13 protein-coding genes are annotated in these 13,921 nt (G+C 64.4%); 2 read left to right on the forward strand and 11 right to left on the reverse strand.

Going from position 1 to position 13,921, the window contains the following annotated elements; all coding sequences use genetic code 11:
* Positions 1-3: 3 nt before the first annotated feature.
* From hflX to dusB, 8 genes are all read right to left on the reverse strand, one after another.
* Positions 4-1,392, reverse strand: coding sequence for a GTPase HflX (gene hflX / locus LCM4576_RS01530; protein ID WP_071029994.1), 1,389 nt, complete (start codon positions 1,390-1,392; stop codon positions 4-6).
* A complete protein-coding gene (gene hfq / locus LCM4576_RS01535; protein WP_071029996.1) occupies positions 1,393-1,638 on the reverse strand; it encodes an RNA chaperone Hfq in 246 nt (81 codons plus the stop codon). It abuts the gene before it with no gap.
* Positions 1,639-1,780: 142 nt separating this feature from the next.
* Positions 1,781-2,644, reverse strand: coding sequence for a D-amino-acid transaminase (locus tag LCM4576_RS01540; protein WP_071029998.1), 864 nt, complete (start codon positions 2,642-2,644; stop codon positions 1,781-1,783).
* A gap of 81 nt (positions 2,645-2,725) precedes the next feature.
* A complete protein-coding gene (locus tag LCM4576_RS01545; RefSeq protein ID WP_041009338.1) occupies positions 2,726-4,087 on the reverse strand; it encodes a sigma-54 dependent transcriptional regulator in 1,362 nt (453 codons plus the stop codon).
* A complete protein-coding gene (locus tag LCM4576_RS01550; protein ID WP_071030000.1) occupies positions 4,077-6,368 on the reverse strand; it encodes a PAS domain-containing sensor histidine kinase in 2,292 nt (763 codons plus the stop codon). Before LCM4576_RS01550 ends, LCM4576_RS01545 begins: the two co-directional genes overlap by 11 nt.
* 120 nt (positions 6,369-6,488) lie before the next feature.
* On the reverse strand, positions 6,489-7,949 hold the full coding sequence (gene ntrC / locus LCM4576_RS01555; RefSeq protein WP_071030002.1) for a nitrogen regulation protein NR(I): 1,461 nt from the start codon (positions 7,947-7,949) through the stop codon (positions 6,489-6,491).
* Entirely contained in the window at positions 7,946-9,088 is a 1,143-nt protein-coding gene (locus LCM4576_RS01560) for a nitrogen regulation protein NR(II) (protein ID WP_071030004.1), read from the reverse strand. The genes ntrC and LCM4576_RS01560 overlap by 4 nt, the downstream gene beginning before the upstream one ends.
* Positions 9,085-10,113 carry a tRNA dihydrouridine synthase DusB gene (gene dusB, locus LCM4576_RS01565; RefSeq protein ID WP_071030006.1) on the reverse strand — a complete coding sequence of 343 codons (1,029 nt, stop codon included), beginning with the start codon at positions 10,111-10,113 and terminating at the stop codon, positions 9,085-9,087. Before dusB ends, LCM4576_RS01560 begins: the two co-directional genes overlap by 4 nt.
* A gap of 253 nt (positions 10,114-10,366) precedes the next feature.
* Between dusB and LCM4576_RS01570 the strand changes: the two genes are divergently transcribed.
* Both LCM4576_RS01570 and LCM4576_RS01575 read left to right on the forward strand, forming a co-directional pair.
* The gene (locus LCM4576_RS01570; RefSeq protein ID WP_071030008.1) at positions 10,367-11,596 is read left to right on the forward strand and encodes a bifunctional 2-C-methyl-D-erythritol 4-phosphate cytidylyltransferase/2-C-methyl-D-erythritol 2,4-cyclodiphosphate synthase; all 1,230 of its coding nucleotides are present in this window, start codon (positions 10,367-10,369) and stop codon (positions 11,594-11,596) included.
* Entirely contained in the window at positions 11,593-12,090 is a 498-nt protein-coding gene (locus LCM4576_RS01575; protein ID WP_071030010.1) for a CinA family protein, read from the forward strand. Before LCM4576_RS01570 ends, LCM4576_RS01575 begins: the two co-directional genes overlap by 4 nt.
* A gap of 3 nt (positions 12,091-12,093) precedes the next feature.
* Here the strand turns inward: LCM4576_RS01575 and LCM4576_RS01580 are convergent, their stop codons facing one another.
* The 3 genes from LCM4576_RS01580 to LCM4576_RS01590 all read right to left on the reverse strand — a co-directional run bounded on the left by LCM4576_RS01580 (position 12,094) and on the right by LCM4576_RS01590 (position 13,904).
* Positions 12,094-12,549 (reverse strand): type II toxin-antitoxin system RatA family toxin, encoded by a 456-nt coding sequence (locus tag LCM4576_RS01580; RefSeq protein ID WP_071030012.1) that lies wholly within the window; start codon positions 12,547-12,549, stop codon positions 12,094-12,096.
* A 6-nt stretch (positions 12,550-12,555) separates the two neighbouring features.
* On the reverse strand, positions 12,556-13,521 hold the full coding sequence (gene lipA, locus LCM4576_RS01585) for a lipoyl synthase (protein WP_040982929.1): 966 nt from the start codon (positions 13,519-13,521) through the stop codon (positions 12,556-12,558).
* Between the two features lie 125 nt (positions 13,522-13,646).
* Positions 13,647-13,904 (reverse strand): GlsB/YeaQ/YmgE family stress response membrane protein, encoded by a 258-nt coding sequence (locus tag LCM4576_RS01590; protein ID WP_071030014.1) that lies wholly within the window; start codon positions 13,902-13,904, stop codon positions 13,647-13,649.
* Positions 13,905-13,921: the final 17 nt, after the last annotated feature.

Below are 13,921 nucleotides of genomic sequence, written 5' to 3' on the forward strand. Positions count from 1 at the left end.
GGGTTAGCTGCCGCTCTTGCGATGCAGGCGGTTCTCTATCTCCTGCCTGGCGCTGTGCGTGGCCGTCAGCGCAAGGGTGACGCTGCCGTCTTCGTTGTCGGTGCGCGAAACGACGTCGCCGTTGCGGTAGAGCCAGTCGACCTGGCCGAGCTGGGTCGGACTCAACGTCACCGTCATCGTTTCCAGCTCGCCCGACACGCGCGTCTCGATGAGCGCCTTCAGCGTGTCCAGTCCTTCGCCGGTCACCGCCGAAATGGCGATCGGCGGCGCCTTGCCACTGGCGCTCTCGGCAAGCAGGCGCTCGCGATTGCCTTCGTCGAGCAGGTCGATCTTGTTCCAGACCTCGATCACGCGGTTCGTGTCGGCGGCATCGACGCCGAGATCGCCGAGGATGCGTTCGACATCTTCCGCCTGCGCCGCCGTGTCGGGATCGGAGATGTCGCGCAGATGCAGCACCAGATCGGCTTCGACGACCTCCTCCAGCGTCGCCCGGAAGGCGGCCACAAGATGAGTCGGCAGGTCGGAGATGAAGCCCACCGTGTCCGACAGGATCACCGGCGTGCCGTGCGGCAGCCGCACGCGCCGCAAGGTGGGGTCGAGGGTGGCGAACAGCATGTCCTCGGCCAGCACCCCTGCCCCGGTCAGCCGGTTGAACAGCGTCGACTTGCCGGCATTGGTATAGCCGACGATCGCCACCACCGGAAACGGCACCTTCTTGCGCTTGGCACGGTGCAGGTCGCGCGTGCGGCGCACCGTTTCCAGCTCGTGCTTCAGCTTGGTGATCTTGTCCTGCAGGATGCGGCGGTCGGATTCGATCTGGGTTTCGCCGGGGCCGCCGAGGAAACCGGCGCCGCCGCGCTGCCGTTCGAGGTGGGTCCAGCTTCGCACCAGCCGGCCCTTCTGGTAGTTGAGATGCGCAAGCTCGACCTGCAGCGTGCCTTCCTTGGTGCGCGCCCGCTCGCCGAAGATCTCGAGGATCAGCCCGGTGCGGTCCAGCACCTTGGCGTTCAATTCCTTTTCGAGATTGCGCTGCTGCACCGGCGTCAGCGGATGGTCGACGATGACCAACTCCGCCTTATGCTCCTTCACGATGTCGGCGAATTCGGCCACCTTGCCGCTGCCGAGCAGTGTCGCCGGCCGCGGGTCTGCGACCGTCACCACCGCGGTGTGGACCGGGTTGAGATCGATGGCGCTGGCAAGTCCGACCGCTTCGTCGTGGCGCGCGTCCGCCGAACGGCTCAGGCGCGGGCGGCTCGACTCCTCGTCGCCGCGCGGCTGGCGGGTAAGCACCGGCACAATGACGACAGCCCGGGTCGGATCCTTGGCTTCCGGCCCGAGTTGATGTCCTTGTTTTCCGCGAACGCTGCGGTCCGCGTCCTTATCACGTGCCAATCAGGCGCCCTGGCTTTCCTCGCCATCGAACATCTGAACCGGCTGGCTCGGCATGATCGTGGAAATGGCGTGCTTGTAGACGAGCTGGGAGTGCCCGTCACGCCRCAACAACACACAAAAATTGTCGAACGAAGTGACGACGCCGGTCAGCTTCACGCCGTTGATGAGGAAGATGGTGAGTGGATTTTTGCTCTTGCGAACTGAATTCAGGAACAGGTCCTGAAGGTTTTGCGATCGTTCCGCCATTTTTCTTGTCTTTCGCCGATCCCCTTCGGTTTGCGGCCAATGCGCCAAATTACGCGGCACCTGTCAAGCGCGCAAACCCCCTCTTGCCGATACAAAGGCAAGCAGAACGAGATAGTTGAGGTTCATTCCAGTTGTGCGGTTATCAGGCTGGACTTTTTTCCGCAACGTCAAAAAAGGCTTGCCGCAACGAAAGTGTCATGGAACCGGGATGGCCATTTGCGATCGGCGCGCCGTCGATTTCGACCACCGGCATGGCGATCGTGGTCGCCGAACTGATGAAAGCCTCGCGCGCCGCCTTGGCTTCGGCGACCGAAAAACCGCGTTCCTCGATCTTGAGGCCGAGCTTGGCGGCGACATCGAAAAGCGTCGTGCGGGTGATGCCGCGCAAGATGCCGTGCTCGGCCGGCCGGGTCACCAGGACGCCGTCGCGGGTGACGATCCAGGCGTTTGACGAGCCGCCTTCCTTGACGTTGCCGTCGGTGTCGACGAACCAGGCTTCCTGGGCGCCCGCTTCCTTGGCCTTCTGCTTGGCGAGCACATTGGGCAAAAGGCCCGTGCTCTTGATGTCGACGCGGTCCCAGCGATTCTCCGGAACGGTGATGACCTTGATGCCGCTCTCCACCCGCTTCGCGCTTGCGGCCGGGTCGGCCTTCCTGGCGGTTATGACCAGGGACGATTTCGTCCCTGCCGGCGGAAAGACGAATTCGCGACTGGCGACGCCGCGCGTCACCTGCAGATAGACGAGGCCGTCGACCACGCCATTGCGATTGACCACCTCGCGCAACAGCATCGGCAGCACGCCTTCCGAGACCGGCCAGGCGATCGACAGTTCCTTCAGCGAGCGCTTGAGCCGGGCAAGATGGCGCGGYATGTCGACGATATGGCCGCGCGCCACTTCGCAGACCTCATAGACACCGTCGGCGAATTGGTAGCCGCGGTCCTCGATATGGACGCTGRCTTGGGCATGGACGACATAGCGCCCGTTGACATAGGCAAAGCGCGGCATGGGCACCCTCGGGGAAATATCCGGCTTTCTTAGGCGATTCCGCCCCGGCCGTAATGAACAATCGCGTGGGCCAAGCGCTTGCTATACACCGAGCGACTTCAGCTTGCGGTGGAGTGCCGAGCGTTCCATGCCGATGAATTCGGCCGTCTTCGAGATGTTGCCGCCGAAGCGGTTGATCTGGGCGATCAGATAATCCTTCTCGAATTGCTCACGGGCCTCGCGCAGCGGCAGCGCCATGATGTGCTGGTCCGACTGGTTGGGCGTGCGTGGCATGACGTCGCCGATCTCGGAGGGCAGAAGGTCGGCGGTGATCGGGGCATCGGGATTTTCCCCGCGCGCCAGGATCATCAGCCGTTCGACATTGTTGCGCAACTGGCGAACATTGCCAGGCCAGTTGTGCGCCTGCAGCACGGCTAAGGCATCGTCGCCGATGCGGCGCGGCTTGATGCCGGCCTGGCGCGCGATCTGCTTCATGAAATTGTCGACGAGGTAAGGGATGTCCTCGCGCCGTTCGGCGAGCCCCGGCACCATGACCGGAACCACCGCCAGGCGATGGTAAAGGTCCTCCCGGAAGCGGCCGTCGGCGATCATCGCCTCGAGGTTCTGCGAGGTCGAGGAGATGATGCGAACATCGACCTTGACACGCTTGGTGCCGCCGACCCGCTCGAACTGCTGCTCGACCAGCACGCGCAGGATCTTGTTCTGCGTCTCGCGCGGCATGTCGGCGACTTCATCGATGTAGAGGATGCCGCGATGCGCTTCCTCCAGCGCGCCGACCTTGCGCTCGGTGCCGTTCGATTCGGTGCCGAACAGCTCGATCTCCATGCGCTCGGGCGTGATGGTAGCCGCGCTCAGCGTGACGAACGGACCGGTCTTGCGCGACGACAGCGCGTGGATGGCGCGCGCCGTCAGTTCCTTGCCGGAGCCGGACGGGCCGACGATCATGACGCGGCTGTTGGTGGGCGCGACGCGCTCGATGGTCTGCCGCAGTTGGCTCATGGCCGACGACATGCCGATCAGGTCGAAGGTCTCACCGCTCCGCTGCTTGAGGTCGGAGACCTCACGCCGCAGCTTGGACGTTTCCAGGGCGCGCTCGGCAATCAGGATCAGCCGGTCGGCCTTGAAGGGCTTCTCGATGAAGTCGTAGGCGCCGCGCCGGATGGCCGACACAGCCGTTTCGATATTGCCGTGGCCGGAGATCATCACCACCGGCATGTTCGGATGCATGGTCTTGATCTCGTCGAGCAGCGCCAGRCCGTCAAGGCGCGAGCCCTGCAGCCAGATGTCGAGGAAAATCAGCCGCGGCGCGCGATCGGCGATCGCCGCAAGCGCACTGTCGGCGTCATGCGCAGTACGGGTTTCATGACCCTCGTCGCTCAGGATACCGGCGACAAGTTCGCGGATGTCTTCCTCGTCATCGACGATGAGAATGTCAGACGCCATTATCGACCTTTTCAGTTTCTCGTTCGTGTTCGTTTCGACCTTCACCGCGTGGCGGCGCGGCTACGACCGTCGCCGGCGGCAGGATGATCGAGATCATCGCGCCCCGGCCGCCATGGAAATCCTCTGGCGCGTCGTGCAATTCGAGACGGCCGCCATGGTCCTCCACGATCTTCTTGACGATAGCGAGGCCAAGCCCGGTCCCCTTCTCGCGCGTCGTCATATAGGGCTCGAGAAGCCGTTGGCGATTCTCGCGCGGCAGCCCCTTGCCGTTGTCGATAACGTCGATTCGTATGGCGCCATCTTGGCGTCCGGCCTGAATCCGGATTGTGCCGTCCGAACGTTCGTCGGCATCAAGCCCATCGATCGCCTCGGCCGCGTTCTTGRTGACGTTGCCGAAGGCCTGCGCCATCAGGCGGCTATCGAAAGTGCCCTTCAACGGCTCGCCGCCGAAGTCGCGTTCGAAGGCGATGTCGGAGCGGYTGACCTCGACCAGGAAAGACGCCWCGCGCAACGACTCACGCAGGTCTATCGCCTTCATCTCCGGCTTCGGCATGCGGGCAAAGGCCGAGAATTCGTCGACCATGCGGCCAATGTCCTCGACCTGGCGGATGATGGTATCGGTGCACTGGTCGAAGACCTCGCGGTCCTCGGTGATGACCTTGCCGTAGCGGCGCCTGATGCGCTCTGCCGAAAGYTGGATCGGCGTCAGCGGGTTCTTGATCTCATGCGCGATGCGCCGCGCCACATCCGCCCAGGCCGACGAACGCTGCGCCTGGACGAGATCTGTGATGTCGTCGACGGTGACCACATAGGATTTCTCCTCCTCGCCGTCGTCGCCGGACTCGACCGTGACCTGGACATTGAAGGTGCGCTCCAGGCCGGTGCGGAAGAAGGTCACCTGCTCGCGATAGACCGGCTTGCCGGACTGCCGACCGATCTCGAAGACGCGACCGACAAGCGGCAAGACCGCCGAAAGGTTCTGGCCGAGCGTCGCATTTGCCGAAATTGCGAGCATGGTTTCGGCCGAGCGGTTGACGATGGTGATGATGCCGTAGGGATCGACGCCAATGACGCCGGCGGTGACGCCGGCGAGCACCGCCTCGGAGAAACGCCGGCGCTCGTCAATCAAATCCTTGGCCGACAGCAGCTCGTTGCGTTGCGATTTGAGTTCCAGGATCATGTTGTTGAAGGTCTCGCCGAGCGAGGCGACATCGCCGTCGGACTGGCGCACGGGAACGGCAACGTCGAGATTGCCGGTCGCAACCTCGTCGGCGGCGCCGATCAGCTGTCGGATCGGCCGCACAAGCCGGTCGGCGACGGCGATGYCGGTCCAGATCGCCGAGAGTATGATGATCAGCGTGAGCGACAGATAAGGCAGTGCGAAGGCGACCTGCGAGGTCCGGCGGTTATCTTCCAGGTTGCGGTATTCGTCGGTGTTGGACCTGACGATCTGGCGCGCCTTGATCACGTCGGGATCGACCAGCCGGATCGTATAGAGGTAAAGCCCTTCGATCTCGCGCAACTTGATGATGGCGCCCATGATGTTGCGAGTGCGCGGCTCTATCAGCACCGGCTTGCCATCGGCCGCGGTGTCTACAGCGCCCGGGGGCGGCTCAGGCATGGGAAAATCGGCATCGGTTTTGGCGTTCATGACGAACGAGCCGTCAGGCTTGATCAGGGCCRCATGCGCCAGTCCGCGGCCGACGGCTTCCTTGTTCAACAGGTCGAGGAAACCGCCCTTGTCGAGGCCGTAGAGCGTGCGCGAGGCATCGAGATCGTATGCCATCGACAATGTCGTGCCCTGCAGGTTTCGCGCGTTCTCCTGCACATAGGCGTCGGCAATCGACAGTGACGAGTTGACGATCGTCTTGGTGCGGATTTCGAACCAGCGGTCGAGGCCGATGTCGAGCGTGATCGAGGCGATGATCGCCACCATGATGGCCGGAATGGCGGCGACCAGCGCGAACATGGCGACGATGCGCACATGCAGCCGCGAGGCAGCCCTGCCGTGGCGCCGCGCCAGGACGATACGACGCACCTCGCGGGCGATCAAGGCGATGAGGAACAGGACAAAGACGGCATTGGCCGCGACCAGGGCCCAGGTCGCGTCGGCAGTGGGCGCGATGGGGGTTGCGCCGACCAAGATCGCAAAGGAGATGGCCGCCGTGATCATCGCGCCGGCAATGGCGACCACGCCGGGCAGAGCCAGCAACCGTCGCCCGTCACGCGTGCCGGTCTGGTTGAAAAGCGGTTGGGTCAGGGTCGGAGCCTCAGCGGCCATGTCGCGGTACGGAGTCGGTCATCGCGTCGGATGTATGCAACGCATTGTGGCGATTATGCAACAAGTGTGGCTGGGAAGATAATCTTTCCCGGCAAAATCCACCGAAAGGACGAAGTAACGCTACGGCTGCCTGGACGACTTGTAGACGTTGACGCCGAGCTCGCGGATCTTCTTGCGCAGCGTGTTGCGGTTGAGCCCCAGAAGCTCCGCGGCCTTGATCTGGTTGCCGCGCGTCGCCGTCATGGAGGCCAGCACCAGCGGATATTCGACCTCGGCGAGAATGYGCTGATAAAGCCCGGCCGGCGGCAATTCGCCGGCGAAGGAGGCGAAATAGCGCTGCAGGAAATGCTCGACCGCCTGGCCGATCGACAGATCGTCGGGGATGAGCGCGCCGCCGTCCGGCACAACCGGCCTCTCGCCCGTCTTCAGCTCGGACTCGATGATCTCTGAGGAAATCTCGTCTTGCGAGTAGAGGGCGGCCAGCCGCCGCACCAGGTTTTCCAGCTCGCGCACATTGCCCGGCCAGGGGTAGCGCTTCATCAGCTCGATGCCGCCGGACGATATGCGCTTGGTCTGGAGGCCCTCGCTGGCGCCCTGCTTGAAGAAATGCCGCACCAGGTCGGGAATGTCCTCGGAACGCTCGCGCAGCGCCGGCAGCCTAAGCGGCACGACGTTGAGGCGGTAGAAGAGGTCCTCGCGGAACAGGCCCTGGTTGATGAGCGTGCGCAGGTCCTTGTTGGTGGCCGCGACGATGCGCACATCGGTCTTGATCGGCGTGCGGCCGCCGACCGTGGTGTATTCGCCCTGCTGCAGCACGCGCAGYAGCCGGGTCTGCGCTTCCATCGGCATGTCGCCGATCTCATCGAGGAACAGCGTGCCGCCCTCGGCCTGCTCGAAACGGCCGCTGGAGCGGTTCTGGGCGCCGGTGAAGGCGCCTTTCTCATGGCCGAACAGTTCCGATTCGATGAGGTCGCGYGGGATCGCCGCCATGTTGATGGCCACAAACGGGCCGCCGCGGCGGCGGCCATATTCATGCAGCGCGCGCGCCACCAGCTCCTTGCCGGTGCCGGACTCGCCGCTGATCATGACCGTGAGATCGGTCTGCATCATGCGCGCCAGCATGYGGTAGATGTCCTGCATGGCGGCGGAGCGGCCGACCAGCGGCATCGTCTCCGGCTGGTCTTCGGCGCGGGCATCGAGCTTCGGCCGCTTCGGCTCGGCCAGCGCCCGGTTGACGATGTTGAGCAGCTCGGTGAGGTCGAAGGGCTTCGGCAGATATTCGTAGGCGCCGGTCTCGGAGGCGCGGATGGCGGTCATGAAGGTGTTTTGGGCGCTCATGACGATGACCGGCAGCTCGGGCCGCGCCTTCTTGATGCGCGGCAGCATGTCGAAGGCGTTCTCGTCCGGCATCACCACGTCGGTGATGACCAGATCGCCCTCGCCCGCCGCCACCCAGCGCCACAGCGTCGAGGCATTCGAGGTCACACGCACCTCATGGCCGACGCGTGACAGCGCCTGGTTCAGCACGGTGCGGATCGCCGCGTCGTCGTCGGCGACCAGGATATTGCCGCGAGCGCTCATGTGCGGTCTCCTTCAGCTTCGTCGCCCGAGCCTTGCGAGGTCTCTTTCCAGGCCGGCATCAGGACGCGGAACGTGGTGCCGCGCGGCGTCGAATCGCATTCGATGATGCCGCCGTGCTCGCCGACGATCTTGGCCACCAGCGCCAGCCCGAGGCCGGAGCCGTTCGGCTTGGTGGTGATAAACGGATCGAACAGGATCGGCAGGATGTCCTCGGAAACGCCGGGGCCGTTGTCATGGACGCAGAATTCCAGCGGCAGCGAGACACGGTCCTGGGTTCCAGGTACGGAAACGCGGATGCCCGGGCGGAAAGCCGTCGACAGCACGATCTCGCCCTGCGGGTCGGCGCCGATCGCCTCGGCGGCGTTCTTCACCAGATTGAGGAAGACCTGGATCAGCTGGTCGCGGTTGGCGAAGACTGGAGGCAATGATGGATCATATTCCTCCAAGATCTYGATCCGCCTTGCAAAACCGTTCTTGGCGATCGCCTTCACGTGATCCAGAACGACGTGGATGTTGACTGGAAAACGCTCGATCGGCCGCTCGTCGGAAAACACCTCCATGCGGTCGACCAGCGAGACGATGCGGTCGGTTTCGTCGGTGATCAGGCGGGTGAGYRCTCGGTCCTCSTCGGACGCGGAAAGCTCGAGCAGCTGGGCGGCGCCRCGGATGCCGGAGAGCGGGTTCTTGATCTCATGCGCGAGCATGGCGGCAAGCCCGGTGACGGAGCGCGCCGCGCCCCGATGCGTCATCTGGCGGTCGATCTTGTCGGCCATCGACCGTTCCTGGAACATGACGACGACCGAGCCCGGAAACTCGGGCACCGGCGCGACATAGAGATCGACCATCTTCTCGATGCCGAGCCGCGGCGACGACACGTCGACGCGGTATTCGTTGACCGGCGCGCGGCGCTCTCGGACCTGGTCGACCAGCGTCAGCAACGGGCTGCCGAACGGCACCAGCTTGGAGAGCGTATTGCGGGCAAGCATATTCGCGCTGGAGCGGAAGAAGTCCTCGGCATCCGCGTTGGCAAACGTGATGAAGCCGTCGGGGTCGACCATGATGACCGGGCGGCGGATGGTGTTGAGCACGWTGTTGGCGGCATCCGCCATGTCGGGCTGCTGGGGAACATCGGCCTTCATGCCGCTCTCCGTAAGCCGATCGAGGGCGAGCTGTCGGCGAACGCGCGGCGCAGCTCGGCGACGACCTCGCGTGGCTCGAAGGACGTCAGGATGCGTTTGCGCTGCCCGGAGCAAACATCGGGCGCATGGCGGTCGAGATACCAGCCGAGATGCTTGCGCGCCTGGCGCAGGCCGCTTTCGATGCCGTAGAGCGCGAGCATGTCCTCGTAATGCGAGACGACGTAATCGGTTAACTCTTGCGGCGTTGTTGGAATGCCTTGTGCGTTTGCGCCGGCCGCGGCCATCGCTATGCCGCCCGCGACCCATGGCGCGCCATAATGYGCGCGGCCGACCATCACCGCGTCGGCGCCGGAAAGTTCGAGGATCGCCGCTGCCTCTTCCGGCGAGCCCACATCGCCATTGGCGACCACGGGAATCGAGACCGCTTGCTTGACGCGCGCGATGGCGCGCCAGTCGGCCTTGCCCTGATAGAACTGGCAGCGCGTGCGGCCGTGCACGGTCACCATGCTGACGCCGGCCTGCTCGGCGCGGCGCGCCAGCATCGGCGCGTTGAGCGCGCTTTCGTCCCAACCGAGCCGCATCTTGACCGTCACCGGCACCGACACGGCGTCGACCACCGCCTCGATCAGCGACAGCGCGTGGTCGAGATCGCGCATCAGCGCCGAGCCGGCATAGCCGCCGGTCACCTTCTTCGCCGGGCAGCCCATGTTGATGTCGATGATGTCGGCGCCCTCGCCCGCCGCGATTCGCGCTCCTTCGCCCATGTGCGCAGCCTCGCGGCCGGCAAGCTGCACCATATGCACCGGCAGGCCGGAATGGCGTATACGCAGATCACAGCCGGCCCGCCCCTTGGCCAGTTCGCCGCTCGCCACCATTTCGGACACGACAAGGCCGGCACCGTGCGCATGGGCGCGCTGCCGGAACGGCTCGTCGGTGATGCCGGACATCGGCGCGAGGAAAACCCGATTGCGGATTCTCACGCCGCCGACATCGAGTGGCGATGCCAATGTGGTCAGTTCAGCCATGCACAAAAACCAAGCATGTTCGATCGGTGCACATTCTCTAGCCAGAAGTGAAGCATTGTGCAACGCGCAATGACGTCACATTAAGGCGCATTTTGGAAAAAGCTGGCCTTCGGCCATCACCGCGACTAGAGCATGATGCCGAAAAGTGTGAGCGGTTTTCGGCCGACATCATGCTCTACTTCTTTGATTTAGAGACGGATTCAGATTTCAGGTCGAACAGACCTGAAATCATCCGGCTCTAGGACCGATCGGAATGAGCGAGGCAAGCGAAAGGCAAGCGGCGTCCCCAGGCGGCGGGATCGGGGTGGTGATCGTCGCCGCCGGCCGCGGCGCGCGCGCCGGACAGGCCGACGGTCCGAAGCAGTATCAGCGCATCGGCGGCCGCGCCGTCATCGCCCATACGCTGGATATCTTCCTCTCCCATCCGATGATCGGCCCCGTGGTCGTGGCGATCCACGCCGACGACGCCGAACTCTTCCAGCGCGCGGCCGAGGCRCATGGCGATCGCCTTGTCGCCGTTATCGGCGGCCCTTCGCGCCAGGCATCCGTCCGGCTCGGTCTCCTGGCGCTGAGAGAGCAAGCACCCGCAAAAGTGCTGGTGCATGATGCCGTACGCCCGTTTGTCGACACCGGGCTGATCGACCGCACGATCGAAGCCATCGGCGAGCGCCAGGGCGCGCTGCCGGCGCTGCCCGTCGCCGACACGCTGAAGCGGGAATCGGCCACCGGCATGATCGACGAGACAGTGTCGCGGGCCGGCCTGCATGCCGCGCAGACGCCGCAGGGTTTTCCATTCTGGCCGCTGCTCGCCGCGCATGAGAAGGCGCATCATCTCGGCAAGACCGAGTTCACCGACGACGCGGCGATCGCCGAATGGGCGCAGATACCGGTCAGGATCGTTCCCGGATCGCCAGACAACGTCAAACTCACCTGGGCAAGGGACATCGCATTGGCCGACCAACGGCTCTCGAGCGCGCAGCAGCGCTTCCCGGATATTCGCACCGGCAATGGCTACGACGTGCATGCGTTCGAGCCCGGCGACCATGTGACGCTCTGCGGCGTCGCCATTCCCTATGAGCGAAAACTCTCCGGCCATTCGGACGCCGATGTCGGGCTTCACGCGCTGACCGACGCGCTGCTCGCCACCTGCGGCGCCGGCGACATCGGCACGCATTTCCCGCCCTCGGACCCGCAATGGAAGGGGGCGGCCTCGACGATCTTCGTCGAGCACGCGGCAAAGCTGGTGCGCGAGCGCGGCGGCCGCATCGCCAATGCCGATATCACACTGATCTGCGAGGCTCCGCGCGTCGGGCCGCATCGCGCGGCGATGACGGAGGCGCTTTCGGCCATGCTCGGCATTGCGCCCGAGCGCATTTCGATCAAGGCGACGACCAACGAGAAGCTCGGCTTTGTCGGGCGCGGCGAAGGCATCGCCGCGATCGCTACCGCCAGCGTGGTCTATCCGGRAGAGGTGCCCGCATGAGCAACGCCGAACTCGCCATAGCTTTGCTCCAGGCCTGCCAGCAGCGCGGCATCATGCTGGCGACGGCCGAAAGCTGCACCGGCGGCCTGATCATCGCCGCGCTCACCGACATCGCCGGATCCTCCGCCGTGGTCGATCGCGGCTTCATCACCTATTCCAACGAAGCCAAGATGGAGATGCTCGGCGTCTCCGCCGCCACGCTCGACGCACATGGCGCGGTCTCGCGCGAGACGGTGCTGGAGATGGYGGCAGGCGCGCTGACGCATTCGCAAGCSAGCCTGTCGCTCGCCGTCACCGGCATTGCAGGCCCCAGCGGCGGCTCGGCGGACAAGCCGGTCGGTCTTGTGTGGTTCGGGATTGCGTTGGCCGGGCAGCCTGTTGTCGCGGAGCGGCAGCTATTTGGTCAAAAGGGCCGCGAATTCATCCGGCATGAGACGGTGCGGCACGCGCTGCAACTCGGGTTGCGGGCGCTGGGTCAGGATCGGGCCGGGTGAAGATCAGGCCGGCTTCGCGCCATAGATCATGTCGGCGCGTTTCTCGAAGGCTTCCGAGAACATGCGGAAAGCGCGGTCGAACATCGTGCCCATCAGCGCGCCGAGAATGCGGCTCTTGAATTCGTAGTCGATGAAGAAATGCACTTCGCAGCCGCTGTCGGCGSGGTCGAAGCGCCAGATGTTGCTGAGATATTTGAACGGGCCGTCGATATATTTGACGTCGATGGCGTTCTCGTCGGGCTTCAGCAGCACCTGCGTCGTGAAGGTCTCGCGGATCGCCTTATAGCCGATGCTCATGTCGGCAACCAGGATAGTGCGGCCGTCACGCTCCTTGCGCGAGCGCACGGTGAGCGATTCGCAGAGCGGCAGGAATTGCGGGTAGGCCTCGATGTCCGCAACCAGCGCGAACATCTCTTGCGGTGTATGCGCGACGCGGCGTGTCGCCTCGAATTTCGGCATTGAAGGTCAGCTGGCCTTCGCGAGCTGCGCCTCGCGCGCCGCGCGCAGCCTGGCGAAATCCTCGCCGGCATGGTGCGAGGAGCGCGTCAGCGGGCTCGACGCCACGAGCAGGAAACCCTTGGTCTTGCCGATGGTCTCGTAGGACTTGAACTCGTCCGGCGGGATGAAGCGGATCACCGGATGGTGCTTCTTGGAAGGCTGCAGATACTGGCCGATGGTCATGAAGTCGACATTGGCCGAGCGCAGATCGTCCATCAGTTGCAGCACTTCGTTCCGCTCCTCGCCGAGGCCGACCATGATGCCGGATTTGGTGAAGATCGACGGGTCGAGTTCTTTCACGCGCTGCAAGAGCCGGATCGAGTGGAAGTAACGTGCGCCCGGACGGACCGTCAGGTAGTTCGACGGCACGGTTTCGAGATTGTGGTTGAAGACGTCGGGCTTGGCCGCAACGACGACCTCCAGCGCGCCGTCCTTGCGCAGGAAGTCGGGCGTCAGGATCTCGATCGTCGTCGAGGGCGCCTCGGCGCGGATGGCGTGGATGACATCGGCGAAATGCTGTGCGCCGCCGTCGGCCAGGTCGTCGCGGTCGACGGAGGTGATGACGACGTGGCTCAGCCCCATCTGCTTGACGGCATGCGCCACGCGCGCCGGCTCATCCGGATCGAGCGCGGTCGGGATGCCGGTCGCGACATTGCAGAAGGCGCAGGCGCGCGTGCAGATCTCGCCCATGATCATGAAGGTGGCGTGCTTCTTGTCCCAGCATTCGCCGATATTCGGGCAGCCGGCCTCTTCGCACACCGTCACCAGCTTGTGCGACTTCACGATCTCGCGCGTTTCGGCATAGCCCTTGGAAACCGGCGCCTTGACGCGGATCCAGTCGGGCTTGCGCAGCACCTCCTGATCGGGCCGGTGCGCCTTCTCGGGATGCCGCGGGCGCGGCCGGTTGGCGATCGTGTCTACGACTGTGACCATTTCAAATCCTTCGCGGCCGCGGTGTCGGCGGCCGCCTGTCCTTCGTCATCTAAGACTTTTCGCGGCAAAGAAAAAGGCCGCGCCGGCGCATGCCGCCACGGCCCTTTCCGCATAGCGGCATGCGTTCAGCGCCGAACAAGCCGCCCCACGAAGATCAGCAGGCAGGCGCCGATGAAACCGGTGATCAGATAGGCTACCCAGCCGACGCCGAGGGACTGGATGTTCAGAGCCTGCAGGATCGCGTTCAGCACCACCGCGCCGACGATGCCCATGATGATGTTCATGAAGATGCCGGTGTTGCTCTTCATGACCATCTCGGCGAACCAGCCTGCCAGACCGCCGACGATAATGGCCGTGATCCAGCCGACGCCATTCATATGCATGTGCCAATTCCTCCTCG

Origin of the sequence: Mesorhizobium sp. LCM 4576, assembly GCF_001854815.1 — a bacterium.
In the GTDB taxonomy this organism is placed as follows: Bacteria; Pseudomonadota; Alphaproteobacteria; order Rhizobiales; family Rhizobiaceae; genus Mesorhizobium; species Mesorhizobium plurifarium.

Coding starts and splice junctions, on each gene's coding strand:
- lipA (WP_040982929.1), bottom strand. CDS start 13,521: ATGGTCACAGTCGTAGACACGATCGCCAACCGGCCGCGCCCGCGGCAT.
- LCM4576_RS01590 (WP_071030014.1), bottom strand. CDS start 13,904: ATGCATATGAATGGCGTCGGCTGGATCACGGCCATTATCGTCGGCGGT.